Genomic DNA, 26,303 nt, shown 5'->3' on the forward strand with positions numbered 1-26,303 from the left:
GTCATGGCCGTTGTCGTTGTCGAATCTCCCGCCAAGGCCAAGACAATCAACAAATATCTGGGCAATGACTACACCGTGCTGGCCTCTTTTGGGCATGTGCGCGATCTGCCGCCCAAAGATGGTTCTGTCGATCCCGAGCATGATTTCGAGATGAAATGGGAGGTTGCCTCCGACTCGAAAAAGCACATCCGCGCGATTGCCGAGGCATTGGCCTCCGATGACGAACTGATCCTCGCAACCGACCCTGATCGCGAGGGGGAGGCGATTTCGTGGCACCTGCAAGAGGCGCTCGCGAGCAAGCTGAAAAAGAAGAAGGTGAGCCGCGTCACCTTTAACGCGATCACCAAATCCGCGATCACCGAGGCGATGAAAGCGCCGCGCGAGGTGGATCAGGCGCTGGTCGAGGCCTATCTGGCCCGCCGCGCGCTCGATTATCTGGTGGGCTTCAATCTCTCGCCCGTTTTGTGGCGCAAACTGCCCGGTGCCAAATCGGCAGGCCGGGTTCAATCGGTCTGCCTGCGGCTGATCGTGGAACGCGAAATGGAGATCGAGGCGTTCCGGGCGCGCGAATATTGGACGGTGAGTGCCGTTCTGGAAACGCCGCGCGGCCAGAGCTTCACCGCGCGTCTGACCGTTTTGGGCGGCAAAAAACTCGATAAGTTTGACCTTGGCACCGCCACCGATGCGGAACTCGCCGTGCAAGCGGTGACAAGCCGCGATCTGACGGTGAAATCGGTCGAGGCGAAACCCGCCAGCCGCAACCCCTACCCGCCGTTCATGACCTCGACCCTGCAACAAGAGGCCAGCCGTAAATTTGGCATGGGCGCCAAGGCCTGCATGTCGGCGGCGCAGCGGCTCTATGAGGCGGGGCATATCACCTATATGCGGACTGACGGCATTGATATGGCGCCCGAAGCGGTGATGGCCGCGCGCGACGAGATCAAACGCCGCTTTGGGGATAATTACGCTCCCTCCAGCCCGCGCATGTACAAAAACAAGGCGAAGAACGCGCAAGAGGCGCACGAATGCATTCGCCCCACCGATATGAGCACCAGCCCCGACAAGCTGAAACTGGCCGATGATCAGTGGAAGCTTTACGACCTGATCTGGAAGCGCACGCTGGCCAGCCAAATGGCGGCGGCGATGATGGAGCGCACCACGGTAGATGTGGGCTCCGCCGATGGTCAGGTGGAACTGCGTGCCACCGGCCAAGTGCTGACCTTTGACGGCTTTCTCAAAATCTACGACCAAGGCCGCGATGATGATGAGGGCGAAGACGGCGCGCGCCTGCCGCAAATCATGCAAGGCGAGCCCGCCAAGAAGGGCGAGATCACGCCCGAGCAGCACTTCACCCAGCCGCCGCCGCGCTACACCGAGGCAACACTGGTCAAACGGATGGAAGAATTGGGCATTGGGCGGCCCTCCACCTATGCCTCGATCCTGACAACGATCGTGGACCGTGGCTATGTCCGCAAAGACAAGAACCGGCTCATTCCCGAAGATACCGGGCGGCTGGTGACGGCGTTCCTGACCAATTATTTCCGCCGCTATGTAGAATATGATTTCACCGCCGATATGGAGACGGAGCTCGACGACATCTCTGCCGGGGATCGCCACTATAAAGAGGTGCTTGCCCGGTTTTGGCGCGATTTCTCGGCCGCAATTGGCGAAACAGCGGATCTGCGCATCGGCGAGGTGCTGACCAAAATCGACGAGGTTTTGGCCCCGCACCTTTACCCGCCGCGCGCCGATGGCGGCGATCCGCGCGCCTGCCCGCTGTGCAACGAGGGCCGCTTGCACCTGAAAACCGCGCGTTCGGGCGGGGCTTTCATTGGCTGCGGCAATTACCCCGAATGCCGCTATACGCGCCCGCTCTCTGCCCCCGGCGATGATGAAACCGCCGCCCTTGATGGCAAGGTTCTGGGCCAAGACGAAGGGCAAGATATCACGCTCCGCATTGGCCGCTTTGGGCCTTATGTGCAAAAGGGCGAAGCTTCCGAAGAGGTGCCCAAACCCCCGCGCGCGAGCCTGCCTAAAGGCTGGTCGCCCGAAAGCATCGACCTTGAGCGCGCGATGATGCTGCTATCATTGCCGCGCCAGATCGGGGCCCACCCCGAAGATGGCGAACCCGTTGAAGCCGCGATTGGCCGCTTTGGCCCCTATGTGAAGCACAACAAAACCTATGCGAACCTGCCCGATGTCGAAGAGGTCTTCACCATTGGCATGAACCGCGCGGTTGAGGTGTTGGCGCAAAAACTCGCCCGAGGTCCGGGCCGGGGGGCTGCGGCGCAACCGCTCAAAGATTTGGGCGAACACCCCGATGGCGGGCCGGTGCAGGTGATGCCGGGGCGCTATGGGCCCTACGTCAAATGGGGCAAGGTCAATGCGACGCTTCCCAAAGACGTTGAACCCGCCGATGTGACGATGGAAATTGCGCTGCCGCTTCTGGAGGCGAAAGCCAGCAAAGGCGGCAAGAAAGCCACCGCCAAAAAGCCCGCCGCCAAGAAAGCGCCCGCGAAAAAGGCGGCTGCCGAAAAAACGACGGCAGCGAAAAAGACCACCGCCAAGAAAACAACCGCCAGCAAAACCACTGCGGCGAAAAAAGCGCCCGCCAAAAAGGCAGCGCCCAAGAAAGCAGCCGAGCCAACGCCCGGCGATGACGTGATTGAGGGCTGAGCCAACGCCGCAACGCGGCAATTGACTTGCGCCCCGGGCTTCGTCACAACTTTCCGAAGGGATTTCGGGAGGTTTAGATGAACAAAATATATGGCTCGGCGAAAGAGGCCCTTGAGGGGCTTCTGTTCGACGGGATGACACTGGCCGCGGGAGGGTTTGGCCTATGTGGGATCCCGGAGCTTTGCATTGATGCGCTGGTCGAAAGCGGGGCGAAGGATATCACCATCGCCTCGAACAACTGCGGCGTCGATGGCTTCGGTCTGGGCAAGCTGCTCGACACCAAGCAAATCAAGAAGATGATCTCGTCTTATGTGGGCGAGAATGCCGAATTTATGCGGCAATATCTGTCGGGTGAGTTGGAGCTGGAGTTTAACCCCCAAGGCACTTTGGCCGAGCGGATGCGCGCGGCGGGCCACGGTATTCCGGGCTTTTACACCAAGACCGGCGTCGGCACGGTGATTGCCGAGGGCAAAGAGCACAAAGACTTCAACGGCGAGACCTATATTCTGGAAACTGGCATCTTCGCCGATGTCTCGATCGTCAAAGCGTGGAAGGCCGACACTTCGGGCAATGCGATTTTCCGCAAGACCGCGCGCAACTTCAACCCGCCCGCCGCGATGTGCGGCAAGGTCTGCGTGATGGAGGTTGAAGAAATCGTGCCGGTGGGCAGCCTTGACCCCGACCACATCCACCTGCCGGGCATCTATGTGCACCGCCTTGTGCAGGGCCAGCATGAAAAGCGCATTGAGCAGCGCACCACGCGCAAACGCGCGGATGCCCCCACCCCGGCGGGGGCCGGTGGCGGCTGCGGCGACAAAGGGGAGGCGTGATCATGGCGTGGGATCGCAACCAAATGGCGGCGCGCGCCGCGAAAGAGCTCAAAGACGGCACCTATGTGAACCTTGGCATCGGCATTCCGACCTTGGTGCCGAACTTCATCCCCGAAGGCGTCTCGGTCACGCTGCAATCGGAAAACGGCATGCTGGGCATGGGCCCCTTCCCCTATGAGGGCGAAGAAGACCCCGACCTGATCAACGCGGGCAAGCAAACCATCACCGAACTGCCGCAAACCGCCTATTTCGACAGTGCCACCAGCTTTGGCATGATCCGTGGTGGCAAGATCGCGATGGCGATTTTGGGCGCGATGGAAGTCAGCGAAGAGGGTGATCTGGCGAACTGGATGATCCCCGGCAAGCTCGTCAAAGGCATGGGCGGGGCGATGGATCTTGTGGCTGGCGTCAAGCGCGTGGTGGTTGTGATGGATCACACCAACAAGCACGGCGATTCCAAGGTCTTGCACAAATGCACCCTGCCGCTCACCGGTAAAGCGGTTGTGGACCGGATCATCTCCAACCTTGGCGTGATGGATGTCGTGCCGGGCGGGTTGAAAATTGTGGAACTCGCTGATGGCGTGACAGAGGCAGAGTTGCGCGCCGCGACCGAGGCCACCATCGTCGACTAAGCAAACTGCAAAAGCCCCGCCCAACGCGGGGCTTTTCTTCGTTAAAATTGTTCGCGAACCCGCAACAACATCATATTCCTGCCCCAATTAACCACTAGATGCAGGGCAATGATGAGCCTGAGCCAAAATACGCCCCCTGCCCCTTCCTCCCTCCGCCGTTGGCGCGACAAAGCGCTGATCCTCGGGCTTTTGGCGCTGGTGGGCCTTGGGCTTGCGGGTCTTGCCTCGGCCACGGGCTGGGAAGAAACTTGGGCGCAACTGACTCGCCTGCATCTTTGGCAGATCATCGCGCTTTTGGGCCTGTCGCTTGCCAATTACGGGATGCGCGGCCTGCGCTGGCACATTTTGGCACGCCGTTTGGGGCTGCCGACACATCTCGCCCAAGATTTCCGCCACTACCTTGGCGGCTTTGCCATGTCGGTCACGCCGGGCCGAGTGGGGGAATTGGTGCGGATGCGCTGGCTCAAACGCGAAACCGGCTGGGCGGTCGAACGCACCGCGCCCTTGGTGCTGATGGACCGCGCCGGTGATCTGGCGGTGATGGGGCTGATCTTGGCACTGGCCATTTCGCTCGCCGCAGGCGGGATTGCGGGCGCACTGCCGGTGACAGTGCTTGCGCTTGCTGCTGCGGTGGTCGCCACGCGCCCCAAACTCCTCGCCGCACTTGTTACGCTCGCCTATCGCGCCTTGGGCCGCTTGCCGCGCCTTTTTGCCCGCGCCCGTCAGGCCGCGCGCTCGCTTGCACGGTTCAGCCACGGCCCGACGCTGGCGCTTGCGCTCACGCTTGGCTTTGCGGGTTGGATGGCAGAGGGCTATGCCTTCCATCTGCTTTTGGGCTTTATGGGGGCCGAAATCGGGCTTTGGAAAGCGGTCGCGATCTTTGTCTTTTCCACGCTCGCGGGCGGGCTCACGGGCGCACCGGGGGGGCTTGGTGGCGCCGAGGCGGCGATGGTCGCCCTTCTCAGCCTTGATGGCGTCCCGCTTGAGGTCTCTGTCCCCGCAACGGCGGTGATCCGGCTCACCACGCTTTGGTTTGCCATTGCGATCGGGCTTGCGGTCTTTCCGCTCGCCGAGCGCGCCTCGCTCCACGCGCCGCAAGGAGGCGGCCAATGACCAAAGACACCCATTATACCGGCTGGGGCCGCGCGCTGCGCGCCAAAGGCCCGGTCGCCCGCCCCGAAAAACTCCGCCATCTGGCTGAGTTGCCGCCAACGCCCGCTTTTGGGATGCGCCGCTCCTATGGCGATGCGCCGCTCAATTCAGGTGGGGCAATGGTGGATATGAGCGGCTTTGATCGGTTTCTGGCCTTTGACCCGGAAACAGGCTGCCTAACCGTTGAAGCAGGCGCCCGGATCGGCGATGTCGCCACCGCCTTCGTGCCGCAAGGCTGGATTCCGGCGGTGATGCCCGGCACCGGCTTTGCCACCGTGGGCGGCTGCATCGCGCAAGACGTGCATGGCAAAAACCACCATCACGTTGGCAGCTTTGGCGCGCATGTGACCGAGATTGTGCTGTTGCAAAATGGGGTCGAACTGACCGCCACCCCCGGCACAGCGCTGTTTCAAGCCACCGTTGGCGGGCTTGGCCAAACCGGGGTGATTTTGCGCGCCACGCTGCGGCTGAAGCGTTGCGATGGCAATCTGATGCTGGTCACCGAACGCCGCGCGCGCAACTGGGAAGAGCATCTTGCGTTCTTGGATGCCTCTGAAGCCAGCTATACCGTTGGCTGGATTGATGCGACCGCGACCGGCCCCGCGATGGGGCGTGGCATTGTCGAAGAAGGCGAGATCGGCAAAGGCTTGGTGAAAGAACGCAAGCGCACCGCGAAAGTGCCGCTTGATGCGCCGCATTTTGCGCTGTCTTCGCCCGTCGTGCGCGCCTTCAACCAAGCCTATTACCACCGCGTGCCCGCGCATGGCCGCACCATTGCGCGCCCGATGGCGGATTTCTTCTTTCCGCTCGATAAAATCCACGACTGGAACCGCCTTTATGGGCGGCGCGGCTTTCACCAGTTTCAATGCGTGGTGCCGCTTTCCTCGGCCCGTGCGCTGCGCGCGATGATGGAGCGGATCTCCACTTCGGGCCTTGCCTCCCCCTTAGCGGTGCTTAAACGCATGGGGGCGGGGCGCGCCGGTTACCTTAGCTTCCCGATGGAGGGCTATACGCTCGCCATCGACTTCCCAAACCGTAGCGCCGCGCGTGATTTGATCCGCACACTAGAGATTGAAACGGCTGAGGCGGGCGGGCGGCTTTACTTTGCCAAAGATGCTTTGGCCGAGGGTGCGCGCATCCGCACAATGTATCCAGAGCTTAATCTCTGGCAGGAAGAGGTCGCCCGCGCCGACCCGACCGGCGCCTATCAAACCGACCTTGTGAGACGCTTGAACCTGAGGAGTGCCTGAGGCATGCAAAACTGGATCGTACTCGGGGCCACCTCTGGCATGGCCCGCCCCTTCCTGCGCCGCTTGGCCATTGATGGCGCCCGGCTGATGCTGGCGGGCCGTGATATGGAAGAGCTGGAAACGCTCGCGAAAGACTGCAAATTGCGTGGCGCCGCCGAGGTGGAGGTGATTGCCTTCAACATCCGCGACACCGCCGCCTTCCCCGCGCTGATCGACAAACTCGCCGCCACGCAAGGCGTGCTGAACCTTGCCTGTTTTGTCGGCACCATGCCCGAGCAAAGCGCAATTGATGCCGACCCCATGCTGATCGACGAGGTGGTGACCGACAATTTCACCGGCCCGGCCAAATTCCTGTCGCTGCTTGCGCCCGTAATGGAAGCCCGCGGCGAGGGCGTGATTGTGGGCGTGGGCTCGGTCGCGGGCGACCGTGGCCGCGTGGGCAACTATGTCTATGGTGCCGCGAAGGCGGGCTTTGCGACCTATCTTTCGGGCCTGCGCAACCGGCTTGGCCGCAAGGGCGTGCATGTGATGACGGTGAAACCCGGCCCGGTGGAAACACGCATGACGGCGGGAATGAAACTGCCCTTCATGGCCAAACCCGAGCAAGTAGCCGAAGATATCATGGGCGGCATCGAACGGCGCGCCAATGTGCTTTACACCGCACGGATCTGGTATTTCATCATGATGGTGATCCGCGCGATCCCGGAGCCGATCTTCAAGAAAATGTCGATCTAACGGCAGACTGGCGCGCGCCTAGTCAAACTTTGGCGCGCGGCCCTGCATATTCGCGGCAATCACCTCCATCTGATCGGGTTTCCCGATCAGATCGGTCTGCTCGCGGCTTTCGCGCTCCAGCACCTCTGCCTCGGGTGCGGTATAGGCGACCTCAATCAACCGCTTCGCCGCACGAATGGCCGAGGGAGATTTGCCCGCAATCACCTGCGCCAACGCCATTGCACGAGCGAGAGGATCTTCGGCAATCTCGGTCACGAGACCAATTTGCAGCGCCTCTTCGGCGCTCACTTCCTCGGCCGTCCATGTCATGCGACGCAGATGATCGGCGCGCAAAATCTCGGGCAGGGTCACCATGCCGCCCATATCGGGCACAAGGCCCCATTTCATTTCCATGATCGACAGCCGCGTGCCCGGCGCGGCAATGCGCAAATCGGCCCCCGCAGCCAGTTGCAGACCCGCGCCAAAAGCCACGCCATGGAGCGCCGCAATAACCGGCACCGGCAGCGCCCGCCAACACAAAGAAAACTGCTGAAACCGGTTTGCCGCCCCATGACTGCGCGGCATGATCAGCCCCTCGGGGTCACCCAAAGCAAGGGCCGAGAAATTCGCCACATCAAGCCCCGCGCAAAAGGCGCGCCCCTCGCCCGTAAGCACCACAGCGCGCAGGGCTGAGTCGGCCGCCAAATCCTCTGCCGCTGCAATGACCGCATCGATCATCTCAAAATCGACCGCATTCATCTTTTCGGGGCGGTTGAGCCGCACCACGGCCACGCCTCCCGCGCGTTTTACACTGACCCGGTTCATCATCCCCTCCGCTTTGCACCATCCAAGCACAAAGCCCGCCCCCGCGCGCGCATGACGCTGCGAAACATGCTTTACGGCTTTGCGCTTTGCCCCTAGCCATAAGGCTTATGACCCAGCCCCGTTACACCCCGCTTGTTGCCGCCCTGCCCGCCACCGTGCCCTTTGTCGGCCCTGAAGCGCAGGAGCGTGCCCGTGGCCGCCCCTTTGCCGCGCGGCTTGGCGCGAATGAAAACGGCTTTGGCCCCTCGCCGCGCGCGATTGCGGCAATGGCCGCAGCGGCAGGCGATGCGTGGATGTATGGCGACCCGGAGGTGCATGACCTGAAGGCAGCACTCGCCGCGCATCACGGTTGCCGCCCCGAAAACGTGGTCATTGGCGAAGGGATCGACGGGCTTTTGGGCTATCTCTGCCGCCTGCTGTTGGAACCCGGTGACCCGGTGGTCACGTCCGAAGGGGCCTATCCAACCTTCAACTTCCATGTGGCGGGGTTTGGCGGGGTGCTGCACACAGTCCCCTATACGGGCGACCATGAAGACCCGCAGGCGCTTTTGGCCAAGGCCATCGCGCTGCGTCCCAAGCTGATGTATATCGCCAACCCCGATAACCCGATGGCCTCGCATCACCCCGGCCAAACCATTGCCGATATGGTGGCGCAGGTGCCCGAAGGCACCTTGATGGTGCTGGATGAAGCCTATGTTGAACTGGCACCTGAGGGCACCGAAGCCCCGATCGACGCCGATGACCCGCGCGTGATCCGGATGCGCACCTTTTCCAAGGCGCATGGGCTGGCGGGCGCGCGGGTGGGCTATGCGCTTGGCCACCCCGATCTGATTTCCGCCTTTGACAAGATCCGCAATCATTTCGGCATGAGCCGTATTTCCCAAGCGGGGGCTCTAGCCGCGCTTTCTGACACGACATGGCTGGCCTATATGCGCCGCTTGGTGGACGGCGCGCGCGAAACCATCGCGCAAATCGCACGCGACAATGGGCTTACGCCGCTTCCTTCGGCCACTAATTTCGTGGCGGTGGATTGCGGGCAAGACGGGGCTTTTGCCACAGCGGTTTTGGAAGAATTGGCCGCCGCCGATGTGTTTGTCCGCAAGCCCGCCGTGGCCCCACAAGACCGCTGCATCCGCATTTCTTGCGGCCCAGAGGCAGAGATGAAGGCCCTCGCCACCGCGCTGCCTAGCGCCCTAAAACGCGCCCGCGACAGAACGTCCGGTTGACCCGCTCGTCAACCCTGTGCAGCCATTCTAAAAGATACATCCAAGGGAAAGGTCAGACATGAAACAGTATTTGCTGATGGAGAAATATCCGGTCTTCGATCTGACCCTGCCGAAGGCAGAAACCAGCTGCGCCACCGTCGATGACGTGATGGCCAAGCTGAAAGAGAAAATCGACGCCCACCCCAAGGTCGCCTATATCGCCACCTTCGACCATTACGCGCATACGACCGCGATTGAAGGCACGATTGACCGCTCGATCTTGGCCGCGCAGAACATCGTTTTCTGCTTTGGCGTCGCGCTGCCCAATGCCCATGTGCTGGCCGTGCGCCCGCGCGCGATTGGCGTGGCCGATCTGGGCGATGCGTTCCACCTGACCTTCCTTGAGCCGCCGATGGAACTGGCGACGAAGGAAATGGAAGCTTGGTGCAAATCGCTTGCCGATCTGAAAGCCTAAGACTTCAACACCTTGCGAGCCTGCGCCTTTTGGGGCGGGCTCACGCGTCTCTCGCGCGGCCTTGATTTGATGCGCCCGCTCTGGCGCGCCACTGTGACGGCACCGATGAAGGAGTCGTCCATGTCCCCCCGTACCCGTCGTCATATCGCTTTGCTCAGCCCCTTGGCTTTCGCGCTGGCCTTTGGGGCCTATGCCGATGATCTGCCCGCACCGGTGATGCGCAGCGCAGCCACTGCCACCGCCGATGCGGCCCCCTCAACCGCAGCGTTTGAGGCGGCAAAGGCGCGAATGGCCACCGACATGGCCGCCCCCTATACCGGCAATGCCGATCTGGATTTTGTCCGCAGTCTGCTGCCACAAAAACAAGCCGCCGTGGATATGGCGCAGATCGTTGTTGAGAACGGCGCCGATCCAGACTTGCGCCACCGCGCCGAGGCAATGGCAGCCCAAGATCAAGCCGAGATTGAGTGGCTGATGGGCTGGCTCGAAAAGCATGGCCAGCCCTAAGGCTTAAGCGCCCGCGGCCACCACTGCGGCTGCCGCCTGAATGCCGCCCGCGCCATGCGGGATGTTGAGCGCCTGAAGCCCTGCCTCCATCACCGCAAGCACGCCAAGGGTCATATGCGCGTTCACATGGCCCATATGTGCGACGCGCAGAAAATCATCGGCCTCGGCGCTGCCCATCGCCGCCATGCCAAGCCCAATGCCCAGCGTCACGCCCGCTTCCGCCTCGCACCAGCGGCGCAGCCGTTCGGCCCCGCCCTGCCCGATCCGCGCGGCGGTGACAGAGCCCGCCCGGAACGCCGGATCAGCGACATTGAGCGCCAGATCTCCGCCCTGCCCCCAAGCCTCAAAGGCCGCCGCCACAGCGCGTGCGAGGGCCTGGTGGCGCGCCCAAACATGCGGCAGACCTTCTTCGTCCAAGATCATCTTGAGCGATTCCGCCATGCCGAAAAGGTGATGCGTCGGCGCGGTGCCACAGAAATGTTGGTAGTAGAAATCTGGCGCGATGCGCGGCGCCCAATCCCAATAAGGCGTGCGCAGATCGGCGCTGCGGCTCACCGCAAGCGCCTTATCGGACACCCAGACAAAGCCGAGCCCCGGCGGCACCATCAGCCCCTTTTGGCTGGCCGCGATCATCACATCGACGCCCCAATCATCAAACCGGAACGCATCGCAAGCCAGCGAAGCAATACAATCGACCGCCAAAAGCGCCGGGTGCCCCGCCGCATCCATTGCCGCACGCACCGCCGCCACATCATTGCGGATCGAGGTCGCGGTATCGACATGGGTGAGGAACACGGCCTTGATGTCATGGCCCGTATCGGCGCGCAAAGCGGCCTCGACCCGGTTCGGGTCCACCGGCGTGGTGAGCCCAAAATCAAGCGCCTCGACCGTCACCCCCATCGCCTCCGCCTGCGCGGCCCAGCCCTGCCCAAAGCGCCCGGTTTGCAAAGACAGCACCTTGTCGCCCCGACTGAAGATATTGGCGATGCTCGCCTCCCACGTGCCGTGGCCGTTGCAGATGTAAATCGCGACATGGCTCGTGCTAAGCGCCACACGGCGCAGATCGGCCACCACCTGCCCGGTTAGATCGACCAGATCGCCTTCATAGATATTCGGGGCCGAGCGGTGCATCGCCGCCAACACGCGTTCGGGCATCACCGAAGGGCCGGGAATGGCAAGATAGGAACGACCGTGGGCAAGGCTCATGACAGATCTCCGGGCTTGAACGCACTATCGGTAGTGAGCCGCGCGGGGGTGGTCAACGTTTGGGCTTGTAACGGTCACAAATCCCGCCTGCCTTGCCGCCAAAGGGCAATCGCGCTATCCCAAACCTAGCCAGAATTCATCCGTCAGAGGACCGCGTGACCCAGCCAAAAGATACCGCGCCGAAGGCGGCCTATAGTTCGCGCGTTCTTTTTGGGCGCATCTGGCGCGGCTATCTGCGTGAGCATTGGCCGAAAATGGCGCTGGCCGGGCTTTTGATGGCGGTCGAAGGGGCCTGCCTTGGCGTGCTGAGTTGGATGCTTGAGCCGCTTTTCGACAAGGTTTTTGCCGCCGGCCAATCGAGCCTGATCTGGGTCGTTGGCGGGGTGATCTTTTCACTTTTTGCCATCCGTGCGGTCACCTCGGTCGGCGCGCGCGGCTTGCTGACGGATGTTGCCCAACGCTCTTCAAGCGCGATGCAAGTGGACCTGTTGCGCCACATCCTGCGGCTGGATCAAAGCTTCTTTCAAGACAACCCGCCCGGTGCCCTGATCGAGCGGGTGCAGGGCGACACGATGGCCGTGCAAGGCGTGTGGCAGGTGTTTATCACCGGCGCCGGGCGCGACGCGGTGGCGCTGATTTCGCTTTTCACAGTGGCCGTTTCCATCGACTGGCGCTGGACTTTGGCGGCGCTGGTCGGCGCACCGCTTCTGGTAGCCCCGATCGCGCTGGCACAACGCTATATTCGGCGCAAAACCCAGCAAATGCGCACGCAATCGGGCGACCGCGCCACCCGGCTGGATGAGGTTTTTCACGGCATCTCGGCTGTGAAGCTCTACCAGATGGAAGCCTATCAGACGGAACGGTTTGAAAAGCTGGTGGTCGCGATCCGCAAAGCGCTCGTCAAAATGACGCTTTCGCAATCGACGATCCCGGCATTGATCGACCTTGTGACCGGGCTTGGCTTCTTTGCCGTTCTGGTACTAGGCGCTCCCGAAATCGTTGAGGGCAAGCGCACCGTGGGCGAGTTCATGTCCTTTTTCACGGCGATGGCGCTGGCTTTCCAACCCTTGCGGCGGCTTGGCGGACTGTCTGGCACTTGGCAAATTGCTGCGGCGAGCCTTGAGCGGCTCTATCTGGTGTTTGACATTCAGCCTTCGGTGCAAACCCCCGCCGCGCCGCTCCCCAAACCCGCAACCACCGCAGTGCAGTTTGACGATGTGCGCTTTTCCTATGGGACGAAACCGGTTTTGCGCGGGCTGTCCTTCACCGCAGAGGCGGGCAAGACCACGGCGCTTGTTGGCCCCTCGGGCGCGGGCAAGTCGAGCGTGTTCAACCTGCTGACCCGCCTGATCGACGCCCAATCGGGCACGATCTCTGTGGGCGGCGTGCCGGTGACAGCGGTGGATCTGGTGGCGCTGCGGCAGATGTTTGCCTCGGTCAGCCAAGACGCGGCGCTTTTTGACGAAACGATCCGCGAAAACGTGTTGCTTGGGCGCAGCGATATCAGCGAGGCAGAGCTGCGAAATGCGCTTGATGTGGCCTATGTCTCGGAATTCGTCGATGCGCTGCCCGCCGGGCTTGATACGCCCGCAGGGCCGCGCGGCTCGGCGCTTTCTGGCGGCCAGCGTCAGCGGGTGGCGATTGCCCGCGCGGTGCTGCGCGATGCACCGATTTTGCTGTTGGATGAGGCCACCTCGGCCCTCGACACCGCCTCTGAGGCGAAGGTGGCGCAAGCGCTCTCGCGGCTTTCGGAAGGCCGCACCACTTTGGTGATTGCGCACCGCCTGTCTACTGTGCGTGATGCTGACAAAATCGTCGTGATCAACGAAGGACAGGTTGTTGAGGAAGGCACGCATGATGTGCTGATGGCACAAGGCGGTGCCTATGCCACCCTGTGCAAGATGCAACTTGTCGAATGACAGTCCCCGCCCATATCGGGGGAAGGAGGCAACCATGCGCAGTATTTATGAAATTTCCGGCCCGGATCGCGTGCATTTCCTGCAAGGGCTTGTCAGCAACGATGTGAAGAAGCTTTCCGAAGGGCCGATCTATGCGGCTTTGTTGACGCCGCAGGGGAAGTATCTGGCGGATTTCTTTTTGGTGCCCCAAGGCGACAGCGTGCTTTTGGACATTGATTCCAGTTTGGCTGAGGCCACCGTGAAGCGGCTGATGATGTATAAGCTGCGCGCGGATGTGGCGATCAGCCCGACCGATTTGCAAGTCGCGCGCGGCACCGGACCCGCGCCCGAAGGCGCGGTGCAAGACCCGCGCCACCCAGAGCTTGGCTGGCGGCTTTACGGTTCAGAGGCGGGCGATGATGGCACCGATTGGGACGCGCTGCGCGTTGCCCATATGATCCCGGAAACCGGGATCGAACTAACGCCCGAGACCTATATCCTTGAAGCCGGGTTTGAACGGCTCAATGGCGTGGATTTCCGCAAGGGCTGCTATGTTGGCCAAGAGGTCACCGCGCGCATGAAGCACAAGACCGAATTGCGCAAAGGGCTGGTGCGGCTGAAAATTGTGGGCGCCGCGCCTGTTGGCACACCGATTGAGGCCGAGGGGAAAACGGTCGGCACGCTTTATACCCAAGCGCAGGGCTTCGCTTTGGCCCAGATCCGCCATGATGCGCTCGCGGGTCCGCTGCGTGCAGGCGATGCGGAACTGAGCGCCACAGAGGCCTAACCGCCTTCACAAGACCGCGAGCCGGGCGCTATCAGCCCTAACAAGGCGTTGCGATGCGCGAACACAAGATGACGTGAAACACAAGCACCCGGCACGCGTTTTGCGGAAAAGAACCTTGAACGCTTGGTCAAACTGACCATATATGGCCGGTTGTTCTCGTTAACAGGCGCTAAATCCGGGACCACGAGAACCCACCCATGCATTACACGCATGGCAGCCATGTGTTTGGGGGCATATCGAATCACGTCCCAAGCGCCGTAGATGGCCGCCACGCCAGGAAACGCAAGAGCAATAAAAAGGACAGAAAATGCGCGATTTCGTTGACGGCTCCGCATTCAACTATGAGCAAGGCCAACGCGCACGGAAGCTTTTTGCCGCCGTCGTGCTCGCCGCGCTCGATGATGCGATTGCCGATGACAAGAAATACGGCAACGGCCCCGAGCAGATCGCCCGTTGGGCGCGGTCGCGCGATGGACGCGAAGTGCTGTCCTGCGCCGGGATCGACCCGAACGAGCGCGTGGTGAAAGGCCTGATGGAATTCGTCACCAAAGGTGTGCGGACTTCTGTTGCGCTCTCGCGCGAAGAAAGCGAACGGCGCATGGCGGCGGAAGAAGCCGAAGCGGCGTAAGCCCCAGCCAGATATGGCATTAGCGAACGGCGTGTCCTCCCTCGGGCACGCCGTTTGCTTTTTGTCCATCAAAGGGAAAGCGGTGGGGCCGCTTATTCGTAGCCCTGCCCCATCAGCGCACGCTGAATTTCGCGGCGCACAAGTTTGCGGACGTTTTGCGTGATCCGCTCGCCAAGCGCGCCCCGCAATTCGTCACGCACCATCTGGCCCACCATGTCGCGCAGCGCGGCTTCATCGAGCAGCCGTTCATCGCTGGCAAACTGGGTGTCATCCTCGATCATATCCGCATCGTAATAGGCGGCATCCGCATCCAGTTCTTCACGCAGGCTGTCATAGGTAGAGCGGCGCGACGAAACATGCTGTTCGACTTCCTCAGCATCTTCGAGGCTGAGCCGACGCGGCGCGGCACCACGCGCAAGGTTCAGCGTCGCTTCCGCCCAATCCATGCCCACGCTTTCCGTCTCGGCTTCCGCCCAAGCGGCATCCTCAAGATCGGGGTCGGCTTGTTCGGCAGCAAAAGCGGCATCGGCCTCGTCTTCGCTGATCGAAGGCGCCTCTTCCAAGATGGCTTCCAGCTCGGCCTCATAGGCCGGTTCCTGCGTGCCCAAGGCGGCCTCGTCAAAGGCTTCCGGCAGTTCCGTCAAAGGCGCCGCGCCCTCGGCCACGAAGGGGTGGCCTTCTTCGGGTTCAAACTCGGTGTCGCTTTCGGCCACCGCGGCCTCAAGCTCGGCAATTGTGCTTTCCAGACGCGCAAGTTCATCGCCCAGATCGTCTTTGGCCGGAGCCTCGGGCAGCGCGACGTCGGCGTCCATATCATCCGCGCCATCAAGCACCGCAGATGCCTCAAGCAGCGCGCCAGAGCCTTCCAGCGCGGCCTCCGCCTCTGCCAAAAGGGCTTCCGCCTCGGTCAACACACGCGGTTGCGGCGCGACTTCGACGGGCGCCTCCGCCATCACGGGGGCATCGTCAGCCATGGGGTCCGGCTCCGCAAGCCCGGTGTCGGGCAGTTCTTCTGCATCGGTCTCATCAATCCGCAACGCCGGACTCAGGACCAGAAAGTCATCGGCTTGATCCGTCGCTTCCGAAACCTCGGCCTCAGACACATCTGCGACCGCGTCGACAACCGGTTCAAACGCGGGCATCTCTGGCTCGGGGAATGCGTCGGCAAGAGACTCGATCGGTGCCTCGGGCAGCTCAAGCGCGGCTTGCAGAACCATCGGCGGCTCGGGCGCTACATCTTCCACCGGTTCTTCGGCAACAGCGTCCATCACCGGCTCGGGCTCAGCCACAACCTCCGGTTCCAGCGCGGCTTCCGGCTCGGCCATCACTTCGGGTTCGGCAACGGGCTCCGGCTCCGGCGCATGAAGGGGCATCGCGACGGCGGCGCTTCGATGCGGCACAGCCGAGGAGCGTGAAGGGCTCACGTCACTCGATACCAGCCGCCGGATCGACGCCAGCACATCTTCGATTTCGATATTCGTCTCGGTTTCCGACATCATGCCCTCAATCCTGCGATCCGACTGCACGTCTGTCCAGCCTTTTGGTGTAAGCAGAATCCCTCATATCCGGGCTGTTGCCCGAACGAAGCAGGTCGGCACCCATAACGCGCCCCTCAGGCAAGCTTATTGCTTACCAATGGCCCGCAAGACGCGATCAAGGCGCTCGCCTTGAACACTGAGAGGCGCGTTCTGCACCGCATTGTAGTAGGCTGCGGGATCATAGGTGGGGATCCCGAGCTTGAGGTCTTCTACCGTCAAAAGACCCATAGCCGACAAAAGTTGATAATATGCTACTTGCAAATCAGCTTCTGCCGTAATCCGCGAGGCGCGGGCATCCAGCAGGTCCTGTTCGGCATCAAGCACATCAAGCGTGGTGCGCGCGCCCAGCGTCGCTTCTTCACGCACGCCGCGATAGGCGATGTCGGCCGCTTGGATCTGTTGATCATAGGCGCGGATCTGCGCGCGATAGACCTCGATCATTGCATAGGCATTGGCCACGCCCTGCGCCACAGACACCCCCGCCTGCCGCAAGCTGGCCCGCGTGCCTTCGCGCTGGATCACCGCTTGGCGGCGCAACGACGAGATATTGCCGCCCGAATAGATCGTCTGGCCAATGCTCACGCCCGCCGCACCCGAATGGCCCACACCATCTTGGTCAGAGAACGAAAGACTGCCAGTGATCGTGGGCAAACGCTGCGCATCGGCCAGCGAAACCGCCAAATCAGTCACCGCGACCTGATGCTGGAGTTGTTTGATCGTCGGATGCTGCCGCAATGCCGTGGTGCTCGCGGCCTCAACAGATTTCGGCAGGCTCGGGGCACGCGGCAAAGCCGAGAGGCGGGTCGGATAATGGCCGATCGCGGCTTTATACGCTTCACGCGCCGCCTTGTAGTTCCCTTCCGCAGCGGCGAGCGATGCCCGCGCCCCGGCGAGCGAAGCCTCGGCCTGCGAAACGTCGGTCCGGGTCACCTCACCCACATCAAAGCGGTCTTGCGCCGCTTTGAGTTGTTCCGAAATCACACGCACGGAGTTTTGGTTGATCGCCACCTGTTCGGCCGTCGCTTTCGCATCGGCATAGGCTTGCACGGCAGACAACAGCACATCTTGTTCGGTCGAGCGCAAAGCCTCACGCGTGGCAAGCACCGTTTCCTTTTGCATGCCGATGCTCAGCTGCGTGCGCCCGAAATCATAGAGCGTCCAACTAGCGCTGACGGCCAGCGTTGCGGAAATATCCGTCCAGTCGCTCGTGCAGGTCGCGGTGCTCGGATAGGTGCAGCGCGAGGTGGCGAAATCCAACCCCCATTGCACCACCGGGCGCAGCGCGGCGACCGATTGTGCGACATCTTCATCGGCAGCGGCCAAAGTGGCGCGGTAATTTTCGAGCAGATGCGAGTTGCGATAGGCCGAGACCAATGCATCGGCCAAGGTTTCCGCGCTTGCGGCAACGGTTCCGGCCATCAGCCCCAGCCCCGCAGCCGTAGCCAGCAAAAGGGGTTTCAATGTCTTGCGCATCTCGCTCGTCCTCATTTTTGCCCTGACCACTGCCGCGGCGGGATATGCTCTGGCGCGACCGCGTACCTATCGGGAAACATTCAACTCCCACGATATGACCCGGTTAACACCGTTTTGCAATCAGAGTACGAATTCTTTCGCCAAAGTGAAGCCTTCGAGCAAAGGTGCTGCGGCATTGAAGACATCGCGCCACACTACCACATCGTCGATCTTGCGACCAAGCCGCACCGTGCCAAGCGCGTCTTGCATGAAAATCGCGATGATCCGGCCACCTTCTTTGAGTTGCGCCTCAATCGCGGCAGGCACCGTCTCGACACCGCCTTCGATCACGATCGCGTCATAAGGCCCGTGTTGCGGCGCGCCTTCGGCCAGCACCCCGGCGACCACAGCCGCATTGTCGACATCATGAATCGCGAGTTGCGCCTCGGCTTTCGGCGCCATTTCTTCGGTTTCAAGCGCGACAACGGCTTCGGCCATCCGCGCGATCACCGCCGCCGAATAGCCCATGCCCGCCCCGATATCGAGCACGAGATCGGCGGGCTGAATGTCGATCGCATCAAGCATCTTGGCGAAGTTGCGCGGCTCCAGAAGCACACGCCCGCTTTCCAACTCGATATTTTCGCCGACATAGGCTGCCTCACGCCGCCCTGCGGGCACGAAATCTTCGCGCGGAACCGTGAGCATCGCCTCGATGATGGGGAACTTGGTAACATCGTTCGGGCGGACCTGGGTGTCGACCATCATGGTGCGGCGGGTGGCGAAATCCTGCATGGGGAACTCTCGGTCTGGGGTTTTGTTGCGCGGTTTTGCCACAGAAACCAGCACGGGGCAACGGCGCAGCGGCCAGATGCGGCGCTTTTGCATACCATGGTGCACAGGATCGGCGCTGCAAACAGGGGCACAGCAGGGACCTATCGTCGCAGGGCGCCGAAGAATGCCTCGCCCGTCTCCCGCGCCGCAGCGCTGCGGCGTTTTAGATTCGCCCTAATTTCAGGCATTTCGCCCCATCCGCCAGCATCCGGCCAATGTATACAACGGGCTACAAAACGCAGATCGCCGAAAGGCCGCAAACGACCCTTTCGACGTCGCTTTGCACGCACCCACACCCCGAGCCTTCCGATTATCCGGGATTTGTAAGGGGCCGGTTGGCAAGCGGCACTGATCAGACCGCGTACTCCTCCCCGGCTTGATCGCGCCCCTTTTCGAAACACAGGGAACTAAAAACCGATGCAAAAACTCCTTCTCAGCACGGTCCTTGCCTCCTGCTTCGCAGTGAGCGCCCAGGCCGAAGTCGTGGTTCTGAGCTGGGGCGGCGCCTATGGCGCAGCCGAAGTCGAAGCTCACGTCAAACCGTTCATCGAAGCCACCGGCATCAAAACCACGATGATCGACGCTGACAACCCGGCCGCCCCGGTGAAAGCGCAAACCGAATCCGGCAACGTTTCGGTTGATGTCGCCCTGCTCGAATATGCCGATGCGGTGCGCCTGTGCGACGAAGGCCTGCTCGAAGAAATCGACCCGGCGATTTTGCTGCCCGGCGACGACGGCACCCCGGCGGAAGAAGACTTCCTGCCCGGCGCGGTGATGGATTGCGGCATCTCGACCGACCTTTGGGCCAACGTTGTGGCTTATGACGACTCGAAATTCCCCGACGAGAAACCGACCTCGATTGCCGATTTCTTCGACCTCGAGAAATTCCCCGGCACGCGCGGCGTGAAGAAAAGCCCGAAAACCGTGCTCGAAATGGCGTTGATGGCTGATGGCGTTCCGGCTGCGGAAGTCTATGACGTGCTCGACACCGATGAAGGCCTTGACCGCGCTTTCGCCAAACTCGACACGATCAAAGATCACGCGATCTGGTGGGAAGCCGGTGCGCAACCGCCGCAACTCCTCGCCGATGGCGAAGTGGTCATGACCACCGCTTACAACGGCCGTATCTTCAACGCCGCCATTGAAGAAGGCAAACCGCTCGTCGTGCTGTGGGATGGCCAAGTTTACGAACACGAAATGTACGTGATCCCGAAAGGCGCGCCGCATCTGGAAGACGCGCTGAAATACGTGCAATTCGCGACCTCGACCGAAGGTCTGCGTCGCCAAGCGCAATACATCTCCTACGGCCCGACCCGCTATTCGTCGAACGCTGGCGAGATCATCTTCAAAGATGGCAAAACCGTCATGGGTCCGCACCTGCCGACCTACCCGGCCAACATGGAAAACGCGCTCGAAACCAACCTCGACTTCTGGGTCGACAATGACAGCGAGCTGAACGAGCGTTTCAACGCTTGGCTGGCGAACTAATCGGGCAGAGCCCCTTGGCGCGCGGGATCTTCCCGCGCGCCTTTCGTTTTCCCCTGCGAGAACAGCGCACCAAGCGAAAACCGGCCTGATAACCGCTTGACCGCGCCCTCGGAAATAACTAATCAGGCCAAGCTCTCGGCGGGTTGGCGGAGAGGTTACGCAGCGGATTGCAAATCCCTGCATTTTCCCCGCCGAATCAACGAAAACCCCCAAAATCGTTATCAGATCAAACCGGGAACGCCCGGTGAACGTGATAACCGCGCCTTTTCCACCCCGAACCCGATTCAAGCCTTTGCCAAGCCCGCGCACAAGAGCGCCTCGAAGCTTCTCGGTTATGGCCTGATCCTCGACACGCCCGAGGCGTGGCAGGCGGTGGCAAGCGTCTGGGCGGTGCGGCTGACCACGGGCGAGCGGGCGGCAATTCTCATGGCCGCGCTGCACTCTCTGCGACCTGATCAAGCTGCGGCGATCATCGACCACGCTTTTGCGGGGGTGCTTTCGTGATCTGGATACGCCTCTGCCAAGACCCAAAGACGGGCCGCAACTTCCGGGCCATTTATTTTGAGGGAAAGCACGTCGCCTCACGTTGGCGCTTGAGCGAAGCGCTGGCCTATGCCGAGCGGCTGGCCGATCTGACCGGCGCGGCGATCTGGTCTGCGCCTGTGCTGCCCTTTCCGGCGCGGGGGGCAGCGTGATGGAAGACTTCGACCCCCTGAAAGAACCGTGGGCGGCTGAGACATTCGCGCAATTGCGCAATGAACGCGACCGCCGCGAGGGTGTGACCTCGACCCGCGCGCCGCTGCGCCAAGTCCACCCCCCGGTGAATAGTGCCCCGGCGGGCTGCGACGATTACGACCGGCTGCCCGAAAGCGCCTACAACGACGCCTTTCGGGATGGCGGCGAACCGGCGCGGGGTGAGGCTGGCGCGGCGAGGGGCGAGGGTAAGGCGTTCGAGTTCGTCGCTGTCGGCGACTTGGAACTAACAGAACCGGAATACCACGTTGATGGCATGATCGAGACCGAGACGATTGGCGTCGTCTTCGGTGACCCGGGCTGCGGCAAATCCTTCCTTGCCGTCGATCTGGCCTGCTCCGTCGCCTCTGGCAGTGACTTTCACGGGCGCAAGGTGCGGCAGGGCTCTGTCTTCTATATCGCGGGCGAGGGCCACAACGGGCTTGCGCGGCGCTTCCATGCATGGGGGCGGCACCACGGGCAAGACATGTCACGCTTGCCGGTGTTCAAATCCAACCGCGCGGCGCAGCTTCTGGACGGTGCTTCGGCTGCCGAGGTCGGGCGGGCCGTCGCGGGCCTGTCGGCGCTGCATGGTGCCCCTGCGCTGATCATCATCGACACGCTGGCCCGGAACTTCGGCGGCGGCGACGAGAACAGCACACAGGACATGAATGGATTTGTCGCGGCGATTGATGATCTGCGGGCCTGTTGGCTCAAGACCACGATCATCATCGTTCACCATACCGGGCATTCGGACAAGGGCCGGGGGCGCGGCTCCACGGTTCTCAAGGGGGCTTTGGACTTTGAATTTCGTGTCGAAAAGGACGGCGAGGAAATCACGGTTTCTAATCCGAAGATGAAGGACGCGCCCGAGCTTCCCGAGCAATTTTTCACGCTGACCGATGTGCAGCTTACGCCGCGCATTAACAGCGCGGTTTTGGTCTCTGCCGAAGCCCCTAAAAAACGCGGTCCGAAGATCACCGGGCAGGCCAAGATTGCGCTGCAAGCCTTCGGGGATGCTCTGGCGCATCACGGCATCACCAAGACCGGCGATCTGTTCCCGACTGATCGGCAATGCGTCTCGCTCGATCATTGGCGCACCTTCTGCGACGGGGCGTCACTGTCCAGCGGGGAAAGCGAAAGTGCCAGCCGTAAAGCCTTCCACAGCGCCAAGAGCAAGCTGCAAGAGGCGGGCGTGATCTGCATTGCCGAGGGCTTCGCGTGGAGGGCCTCGGAATGACCGTTACCACCGTTACCAACCGTTACTTCTCACACACCGTAACGCCGCACCAAGCCGTTACCACCGTTACCTCTCCCTATAGGGGAGGTAACGCGGTAACGCGCGGCCTGTGCCATGAGGCCCACCAATGACCCTCGCAAGCATTCAGCTTTCCCAAGCCAAACTTGTTGCCCGTGTGGATGGCGACGACGAAGACGCAGCGTTGATGCAGATGCTCGAAGCCGCTCAAGGCGATGTGCTGGCCGCTGCCAACTACACCGCGCCCGAGGATGGCGCGCTGCCCGATGATCTGGCCTTCGCGATCTATGACCAATGCGCGATGCTTTACGACAACCGGGGCGGGGCGACCGAGCGGGATAGACCGCTTGGGCTGTCGCTGGCCGCGTCTCGCATCTGCGCGCGCTATCGCGGTGTTTCGCTGGGCGAGGTGCTGGAATGACCGAGGCCGCGACCAAGCGCCCGAGGGGGCGACCGCGCAAGAATGGTCCCAATGCCCCGGTTTCTGCCGAGGCCGGGACCGGCGGTCTGAGTTTACAATTCTCTCTCCTGAAAAAAATCCGGGGGAAAAATCGGGCGAACCGGGCGCTGGCCTTCCTTGCTCAACTGCGCATCCCCGAGGGCCGCACGGCGGGAAAGCCGCTCAAGCTGGCCGGGTTTCAAAAGCGGTTCGTGCGCGGTGCGCTGGCCGATGGCGTCATGGTTGGAATTTTGTCCATCGGGCGCGGAAACGCCAAGACCGCCTTGAGTGCTGGCCTGTCGCTGGCCGAGCTGGCGGGCGCGCTTGAGGCGAAGCCCCAGCCCAAGCGCGAAATCATCTTCGCCGCCCGGAACCGCGATCAAGCCCGGACCGCGTTCAATTTCTTGGTGGGCTACATCGAAGGCTTGCCCGAAGAGGATCAAGCGCTTTTCACGATCCGGCGCGGCTCAAAGCTGGAAGTTGAGTTTGAGGGCAACGGCGGCGGGCTGGCCCGCGTCATTGCTGCCGATGGCAAGTCGATCTTGGGCGGCGCTCCGACGCTGGCGGTTCTCGATGAACGGGCGGCATGGGAACCGGCCAAGGGCGAGACGTTGGAAAACGCGATCCTGTCGGGCCTTGGCAAACGTGATGGCCGCGCGCTGATCATCTCGACCTCTGCGCCCGACGATACCAACGCCTTTTCCCGGTGGCTCGATGATCCGCCCCCCGGCACCTTCGTTCAGGAACACCGGCCCGCCTTTGGCTTGCCTGCCGATGATCTGGAAAGCCTGCTCGAAGCCAACCCCGGCGCGACCGAGGGCATCGGCTCAACGCCCGATTGGCTTGTGGCACAGGCGCGGCGCGCGATTGCGCGGGGCGGTTCGGCGCTGTCCAGCTTCCGCAACCTGAACCGGAATGAACGGGTTTCGAGCGAAAGCCGCCAAGTGCTTTGCACGGTGGACGAATGGCTTTCGGCGGAAGTTTCGCCCGATGAACTGCCCGAGCGGGCGGGGCCTTGCGTGCTGGGCGTTGATCTGGGCGGCTCTCGCAGCATGTCGGCGGCGGCGTTCTACTGGCCCGAGACGGGGCGTCTTGAGGCCGTGGGCACCTTCCCCAGCACCCCCAGCCTTGCCGATAGGGGCGCGGCTGACGGCGTGGGCGAGCGCTATTCGCAGATGTTTGACCGGGGCGAGTTGACGGTTCTGGGCGAGGCGACGGTTCCCCCCGGCGCATGGCTGGCCGAAGTGGTGCGCCGCCTCGATGGGGTGCAACCGGCCTGCATCTGCGGCGACCGTTTCCGCAATGCCGAATTTGTTGAGGCGATGAACGCGGCGGGCCTGTCGCGGGTGCCGTTCATCTGGCGCGGCTTCGGGTGGAAAGACGGCTCCGAAGACATTGAGCGATTCCGCCGCGCGCTGTTTGACGGCGAAATCTTTGTTGCCCCTTCCATGCTTCTGCGCAGCGCCTTTTCGGATGCAATCACGCTGGTTGATCCGGCAGGCAACCACAAGCTGGCGAAGGCCCGAAGCCTTGGCCGGATCGACGCGGCGGCGGCATCGGTGCTGGCCGTGGCGCAGGGGGCGCGCATGAAGGCTACGCCCGAGCGCAAGCCAAGGGTGGCATGGCTATGAGCAAGCGCAAGGAATATGCGCGGCACTCGAAGCGCGTCACCTCAACCCGCCGCTGGCAGGTGTTGCGGCAACAGATCCTCGAACGTGACGGCTGGGCGTGCCGGTGCTGCGGTGAACGACGCCGCCTTGAGGTGGACCATATCCAGCCGGTTCGGCTGCGGCCTGATCTGGCCTTTGATCCGCGCAACCTGCAAGCGCTCTGCCCGCGCTGCCACACCCGCAAAACCCGCATCGAATGCGGGCACAAACCGAAATCCCCCGCGCGAAAGGCGTGGGATGCAGCCGTTGCCGATCTGGCAGCGGAAACCCTCCCCCTCAATGAAGGAAACGACCCATGCTTGAAAGCCTGAAAGTTCAGCGTCGGCAATCGGAAATCCGCCAAGCCCTTGCGGGCCTTGTCGGCAAGGCGACCCCGACCGAAGACGAAACCCGCGCGATGGAAGCCCTCGACGCGGAATATCGGACCAACGAGACCCGGTATCGCGCCGCCCTGATCGCGGAAGACACCGAACGCCGCGAAGCTGGTGCAGACCTCGAAACCCGCGCGGGCCGCGAATGGTCCGACATGATCGCGGGCTTTCAAATGCGCCAAGTGATCGGGGCCTTGAATGAAGGCCGCGCGCTTGATGGGCAGACCGCCGAAGTCGTGACCGAGCTGCGCAACGCGGGCGGTTATCGCGGCATTCCCGTGCCGCTCTTGGCGCTCGAAGCGCGGGCCGGTGAAACCGTCTCGACCGGCACGCCCGACCCGATGCAAACGCGCCCGATCATCGACCGGCTTTTCCCGGCGAGCGTGGCCGCGCGCATGGGTGCCGCGATGATCGCTATCGGTTCCGGTGCGATGGAATGGCCGGTTGCGACCTCTGCCGTTACGGCGGGCTGGGCGAACGGCGAAACTGGCAACATTCCCGACCCGACCGCCTACGGCACCATCGACAAAGCGCTAGCCCCCAATCAGACGATGGGCGTTCAAATGAGGGTCACCCGCAAGGCGCTCTTGCAATCGGGTGAGGCTCTGGAAGCGGCGATCCGGCGCGACATGAACGGGGCGATGGGCGCGGAACTCGATCGCGCGATCTTCCTCGGCACCGGCGCGGATGGGCAACCGCTGGGCGTGATCACCGGGGCGGCGACCTATGGCATCACCTCGACGGCGGTTGATGCTGCGGCGTCTTGGGCGACCTATCGCAGCGGCGTGGTGCGGTTCATGACGCGCAATGCCGCCTCGACCCCCGCCGATGTGCGCGCGCTGATCCGGCCCGAGGTCTGGGACTTCATGGAAGACCAACTGACCGCGACCGCCGCGCCGAAATACGAGTTTGATAGGTTTGCGGAAAAGATGGGCGGCGTTGTCATGTCTTCGACCGCGCTGGCGGCTCCGACCGGCGACCCCTTGGCCTGCACCTCGCTTTTGACCACCTCGGCGGGCGGTGTTGCCCCGGTCTTCGTGGGCATGTGGGGCGCGGTGGACCTGATCCGCGATCCGTTCAGCGATGCGGCCTCGGGTGGCCTGCGCTTGACCGCGCTCACCACCTGCGATGTGACCGTGGCCCGCGGGGCGCAGCTTGAACTTCTGACCGGGGTGCAAGTCTGATGCTCTGGGGCGGAAATCTCGGAACGCTGGAAATTCGCGCGGAAGGTGGGGCAACTCACCTTTCGGCGCGGTTCCCCTATCAAGCCGAAACCGAACTGGCACCGGGGCGGCGCGAGGTCTTCGCCCCTCACGCCTTCCGGGCACGCATCGAAGCGGGCGGAGAAATCCACCTGCTTGCCCAGCACGATTACACCAAGCCCCTTGCCAGCACGGCGGCGGGCACGCTGCGGCTTCGCAGCACTGACCTTGCGGTGGAGATCGAAGCGACGGTTGACGCCTCGACCACCTGGGCGGCTGACTTTCTGGCGGCGCATCGGGCGGGCCTCATTCGCGGCCTTTCCCCCGGTTTCCGGGTGCCGAGCGGCGGCGACAAGGTGGAACGGCGCGGCGCTGATCTGGTGCGCACGGTGACACAAGCGGCGCTGTTTGAAGTCTCTGCGGTCACGGTCCCGGCCTATCCCTCTGCACAGATCGAGGCGCGGGCATGGGAAACCCATCAAGATCGGCAGCCCTACCGGGGCGCGGTGAACCCCCTCAATCGGTGGAGGCTCTGAC

25 protein-coding genes are annotated in these 26,303 nt (G+C 62.5%); 20 read left to right on the top strand and 5 right to left on the bottom strand.

Annotated features, from left to right (window positions below; all coding sequences use genetic code 11):
• Positions 1–3 precede the first annotated feature (3 nt).
• From topA to CRO18_RS12200, 6 genes are all read left to right on the top strand, one after another.
• Positions 4–2,676 carry a type I DNA topoisomerase gene (gene topA, locus CRO18_RS12175; RefSeq protein ID WP_097082313.1) on the top strand — a complete coding sequence of 891 codons (2,673 nt, stop codon included), beginning with the start codon at positions 4–6 and terminating at the stop codon, positions 2,674–2,676.
• A gap of 77 nt (positions 2,677–2,753) precedes the next feature.
• Positions 2,754–3,506 carry a CoA transferase subunit A gene (locus CRO18_RS12180; protein WP_097082314.1) on the top strand — a complete coding sequence of 251 codons (753 nt, stop codon included), beginning with the start codon at positions 2,754–2,756 and terminating at the stop codon, positions 3,504–3,506.
• A 2-nt stretch (positions 3,507–3,508) separates the two neighbouring features.
• Positions 3,509–4,138 (top strand): CoA transferase subunit B, encoded by a 630-nt coding sequence (locus tag CRO18_RS12185; protein WP_076483808.1) that lies wholly within the window; start codon positions 3,509–3,511, stop codon positions 4,136–4,138.
• A gap of 111 nt (positions 4,139–4,249) precedes the next feature.
• A complete protein-coding gene (locus CRO18_RS12190) occupies positions 4,250–5,251 on the top strand; it encodes a lysylphosphatidylglycerol synthase transmembrane domain-containing protein (RefSeq protein WP_349290223.1) in 1,002 nt (333 codons plus the stop codon).
• On the top strand, positions 5,248–6,540 hold the full coding sequence (locus CRO18_RS12195; RefSeq protein ID WP_097082316.1) for an FAD-binding oxidoreductase: 1,293 nt from the start codon (positions 5,248–5,250) through the stop codon (positions 6,538–6,540). Before CRO18_RS12190 ends, CRO18_RS12195 begins: the two co-directional genes overlap by 4 nt.
• A gap of 3 nt (positions 6,541–6,543) precedes the next feature.
• Positions 6,544–7,275, top strand: coding sequence for an SDR family oxidoreductase (locus CRO18_RS12200; protein ID WP_097082317.1), 732 nt, complete (start codon positions 6,544–6,546; stop codon positions 7,273–7,275).
• Positions 7,276–7,293: 18 nt separating this feature from the next.
• Here CRO18_RS12200 and CRO18_RS12205 read toward each other — a convergent pair whose 3' ends face one another.
• Complete coding sequence (locus CRO18_RS12205) at positions 7,294–8,079, bottom strand: crotonase/enoyl-CoA hydratase family protein (protein ID WP_097082389.1); 786 nt, start codon at positions 8,077–8,079, stop codon at positions 7,294–7,296.
• 107 nt (positions 8,080–8,186) lie between these two features.
• On the opposite strand from CRO18_RS12205, the gene CRO18_RS12210 reads away from it, so the two are divergent.
• The 3 genes from CRO18_RS12210 (at position 8,187) to CRO18_RS12220 (ending at position 10,266) form a co-directional block, all read left to right on the top strand.
• Complete coding sequence (locus CRO18_RS12210; RefSeq protein ID WP_097082318.1) at positions 8,187–9,305, top strand: pyridoxal phosphate-dependent aminotransferase; 1,119 nt, start codon at positions 8,187–8,189, stop codon at positions 9,303–9,305.
• 58 nt (positions 9,306–9,363) lie between these two features.
• A complete protein-coding gene (locus CRO18_RS12215; protein WP_097082319.1) occupies positions 9,364–9,759 on the top strand; it encodes a DUF6858 family protein in 396 nt (131 codons plus the stop codon).
• A 120-nt stretch (positions 9,760–9,879) separates the two neighbouring features.
• A complete protein-coding gene (locus tag CRO18_RS12220) occupies positions 9,880–10,266 on the top strand; it encodes a DUF305 domain-containing protein (RefSeq protein ID WP_170952653.1) in 387 nt (128 codons plus the stop codon).
• Between the two features lie 3 nt (positions 10,267–10,269).
• On the opposite strand, the gene CRO18_RS12225 is transcribed toward CRO18_RS12220, so the two are convergent.
• The gene (locus tag CRO18_RS12225; protein WP_097082321.1) at positions 10,270–11,472 is read right to left on the bottom strand and encodes an alanine--glyoxylate aminotransferase family protein; all 1,203 of its coding nucleotides are present in this window, start codon (positions 11,470–11,472) and stop codon (positions 10,270–10,272) included.
• Positions 11,473–11,726: 254 nt separating this feature from the next.
• On the opposite strand from CRO18_RS12225, the gene CRO18_RS12230 reads away from it, so the two are divergent.
• From CRO18_RS12230 to CRO18_RS12240, 3 genes are all read left to right on the top strand, one after another.
• Positions 11,727–13,391, top strand: a complete 1,665-nt coding sequence (locus CRO18_RS12230) for an ABC transporter ATP-binding protein (RefSeq protein WP_097082390.1) — start codon at positions 11,727–11,729, stop codon at positions 13,389–13,391.
• Between the two features lie 34 nt (positions 13,392–13,425).
• Complete coding sequence (locus tag CRO18_RS12235; RefSeq protein WP_097082322.1) at positions 13,426–14,157, top strand: folate-binding protein YgfZ; 732 nt, start codon at positions 13,426–13,428, stop codon at positions 14,155–14,157.
• A gap of 307 nt (positions 14,158–14,464) precedes the next feature.
• Complete coding sequence (locus tag CRO18_RS12240; RefSeq protein ID WP_076483818.1) at positions 14,465–14,785, top strand: DUF6280 family protein; 321 nt, start codon at positions 14,465–14,467, stop codon at positions 14,783–14,785.
• A gap of 92 nt (positions 14,786–14,877) precedes the next feature.
• On the opposite strand, the gene CRO18_RS12245 is transcribed toward CRO18_RS12240, so the two are convergent.
• From CRO18_RS12245 to CRO18_RS12255, 3 genes are all read right to left on the bottom strand, one after another.
• Positions 14,878–16,281 (bottom strand): hypothetical protein, encoded by a 1,404-nt coding sequence (locus CRO18_RS12245; protein WP_170952654.1) that lies wholly within the window; start codon positions 16,279–16,281, stop codon positions 14,878–14,880.
• Positions 16,282–16,407: 126 nt separating this feature from the next.
• Entirely contained in the window at positions 16,408–17,796 is a 1,389-nt protein-coding gene (locus tag CRO18_RS12250) for a TolC family outer membrane protein (protein ID WP_076483820.1), read from the bottom strand.
• Positions 17,797–17,916: 120 nt separating this feature from the next.
• Positions 17,917–18,567, bottom strand: coding sequence for a protein-L-isoaspartate O-methyltransferase (locus tag CRO18_RS12255; protein WP_097082391.1), 651 nt, complete (start codon positions 18,565–18,567; stop codon positions 17,917–17,919).
• Between the two features lie 456 nt (positions 18,568–19,023).
• On the opposite strand from CRO18_RS12255, the gene CRO18_RS12260 reads away from it, so the two are divergent.
• The 8 genes from CRO18_RS12260 (at position 19,024) to CRO18_RS12300 (ending at position 26,302) form a co-directional block, all read left to right on the top strand.
• A complete protein-coding gene (locus CRO18_RS12260; protein WP_097082324.1) occupies positions 19,024–20,094 on the top strand; it encodes an ABC transporter substrate-binding protein in 1,071 nt (356 codons plus the stop codon).
• A gap of 96 nt (positions 20,095–20,190) precedes the next feature.
• A complete protein-coding gene (locus CRO18_RS12265) occupies positions 20,191–20,598 on the top strand; it encodes a hypothetical protein (RefSeq protein ID WP_097082325.1) in 408 nt (135 codons plus the stop codon).
• Between the two features lie 190 nt (positions 20,599–20,788).
• A complete protein-coding gene (locus CRO18_RS12275; protein WP_097082327.1) occupies positions 20,789–22,066 on the top strand; it encodes a helicase RepA family protein in 1,278 nt (425 codons plus the stop codon).
• Between the two features lie 127 nt (positions 22,067–22,193).
• Positions 22,194–22,505: a head-tail connector protein gene (locus tag CRO18_RS12280; protein ID WP_097082328.1), complete on the top strand. Its 312-nt coding sequence runs from the start codon at positions 22,194–22,196 to the stop codon at positions 22,503–22,505.
• The gene (locus CRO18_RS12285; protein ID WP_097082329.1) at positions 22,502–24,154 is read left to right on the top strand and encodes a terminase large subunit domain-containing protein; all 1,653 of its coding nucleotides are present in this window, start codon (positions 22,502–22,504) and stop codon (positions 24,152–24,154) included. Before CRO18_RS12280 ends, CRO18_RS12285 begins: the two co-directional genes overlap by 4 nt.
• Entirely contained in the window at positions 24,151–24,504 is a 354-nt protein-coding gene (locus tag CRO18_RS12290) for an HNH endonuclease (protein WP_097082392.1), read from the top strand. Before CRO18_RS12285 ends, CRO18_RS12290 begins: the two co-directional genes overlap by 4 nt.
• Positions 24,489–25,748 carry a phage major capsid protein gene (locus tag CRO18_RS12295; RefSeq protein WP_097082330.1) on the top strand — a complete coding sequence of 420 codons (1,260 nt, stop codon included), beginning with the start codon at positions 24,489–24,491 and terminating at the stop codon, positions 25,746–25,748. The genes CRO18_RS12290 and CRO18_RS12295 overlap by 16 nt, the downstream gene beginning before the upstream one ends.
• Positions 25,748–26,302 (top strand): HK97 family phage prohead protease, encoded by a 555-nt coding sequence (locus CRO18_RS12300; protein ID WP_097082331.1) that lies wholly within the window; start codon positions 25,748–25,750, stop codon positions 26,300–26,302. The genes CRO18_RS12295 and CRO18_RS12300 overlap by 1 nt, the downstream gene beginning before the upstream one ends.
• The last annotated feature ends 1 nt before the right edge of the window (position 26,303 follow it).

The sequence above is a fragment of the Rhodobacter sp. JA431 genome, assembly GCF_900217725.1.
Lineage (GTDB): Bacteria > Pseudomonadota > Alphaproteobacteria > Rhodobacterales > Rhodobacteraceae > Rhodobacter > Rhodobacter aestuarii.

What these genes read in the sequence shown, in the direction of transcription:
- CRO18_RS12200 (WP_097082317.1), top strand. Translation starts at nt 6,544, where the DNA reads ATGCAAAACTGGATCGTACTCGGGGCCACCTCTGGCATGGCCCGCCCC.
- CRO18_RS12250 (WP_076483820.1), bottom strand. Translation starts at nt 17,796, where the DNA reads ATGCGCAAGACATTGAAACCCCTTTTGCTGGCTACGGCTGCGGGGCTG.
- CRO18_RS12260 (WP_097082324.1), top strand. Translation starts at nt 19,024, where the DNA reads ATGCAAAAACTCCTTCTCAGCACGGTCCTTGCCTCCTGCTTCGCAGTG.
- CRO18_RS12185 (WP_076483808.1), top strand. Translation starts at nt 3,509, where the DNA reads ATGGCGTGGGATCGCAACCAAATGGCGGCGCGCGCCGCGAAAGAGCTC.
- CRO18_RS12240 (WP_076483818.1), top strand. Translation starts at nt 14,465, where the DNA reads ATGCGCGATTTCGTTGACGGCTCCGCATTCAACTATGAGCAAGGCCAA.
- CRO18_RS12205 (WP_097082389.1), bottom strand. Translation starts at nt 8,079, where the DNA reads ATGAACCGGGTCAGTGTAAAACGCGCGGGAGGCGTGGCCGTGGTGCGG.
- CRO18_RS12290 (WP_097082392.1), top strand. Translation starts at nt 24,151, where the DNA reads ATGAGCAAGCGCAAGGAATATGCGCGGCACTCGAAGCGCGTCACCTCA.
- CRO18_RS12280 (WP_097082328.1), top strand. Translation starts at nt 22,194, where the DNA reads ATGACCCTCGCAAGCATTCAGCTTTCCCAAGCCAAACTTGTTGCCCGT.
- CRO18_RS12225 (WP_097082321.1), bottom strand. Translation starts at nt 11,472, where the DNA reads ATGAGCCTTGCCCACGGTCGTTCCTATCTTGCCATTCCCGGCCCTTCG.
- CRO18_RS12235 (WP_097082322.1), top strand. Translation starts at nt 13,426, where the DNA reads ATGCGCAGTATTTATGAAATTTCCGGCCCGGATCGCGTGCATTTCCTG.
- CRO18_RS12245 (WP_170952654.1), bottom strand. Translation starts at nt 16,281, where the DNA reads ATGTCGGAAACCGAGACGAATATCGAAATCGAAGATGTGCTGGCGTCG.
- CRO18_RS12230 (WP_097082390.1), top strand. Translation starts at nt 11,727, where the DNA reads ATGGCGCTGGCCGGGCTTTTGATGGCGGTCGAAGGGGCCTGCCTTGGC.
- CRO18_RS12300 (WP_097082331.1), top strand. Translation starts at nt 25,748, where the DNA reads ATGCTCTGGGGCGGAAATCTCGGAACGCTGGAAATTCGCGCGGAAGGT.
- CRO18_RS12190 (WP_349290223.1), top strand. Translation starts at nt 4,250, where the DNA reads ATGAGCCTGAGCCAAAATACGCCCCCTGCCCCTTCCTCCCTCCGCCGT.
- CRO18_RS12285 (WP_097082329.1), top strand. Translation starts at nt 22,502, where the DNA reads ATGACCGAGGCCGCGACCAAGCGCCCGAGGGGGCGACCGCGCAAGAAT.
- CRO18_RS12275 (WP_097082327.1), top strand. Translation starts at nt 20,789, where the DNA reads ATGGAAGACTTCGACCCCCTGAAAGAACCGTGGGCGGCTGAGACATTC.
- CRO18_RS12180 (WP_097082314.1), top strand. Translation starts at nt 2,754, where the DNA reads ATGAACAAAATATATGGCTCGGCGAAAGAGGCCCTTGAGGGGCTTCTG.
- CRO18_RS12215 (WP_097082319.1), top strand. Translation starts at nt 9,364, where the DNA reads ATGAAACAGTATTTGCTGATGGAGAAATATCCGGTCTTCGATCTGACC.
- CRO18_RS12220 (WP_170952653.1), top strand. Translation starts at nt 9,880, where the DNA reads ATGTCCCCCCGTACCCGTCGTCATATCGCTTTGCTCAGCCCCTTGGCT.
- CRO18_RS12255 (WP_097082391.1), bottom strand. Translation starts at nt 18,567, where the DNA reads ATGCAGGATTTCGCCACCCGCCGCACCATGATGGTCGACACCCAGGTC.
- CRO18_RS12295 (WP_097082330.1), top strand. Translation starts at nt 24,489, where the DNA reads ATGCTTGAAAGCCTGAAAGTTCAGCGTCGGCAATCGGAAATCCGCCAA.
- CRO18_RS12210 (WP_097082318.1), top strand. Translation starts at nt 8,187, where the DNA reads ATGACCCAGCCCCGTTACACCCCGCTTGTTGCCGCCCTGCCCGCCACC.
- CRO18_RS12195 (WP_097082316.1), top strand. Translation starts at nt 5,248, where the DNA reads ATGACCAAAGACACCCATTATACCGGCTGGGGCCGCGCGCTGCGCGCC.
- topA (WP_097082313.1), top strand. Translation starts at nt 4, where the DNA reads ATGGCCGTTGTCGTTGTCGAATCTCCCGCCAAGGCCAAGACAATCAAC.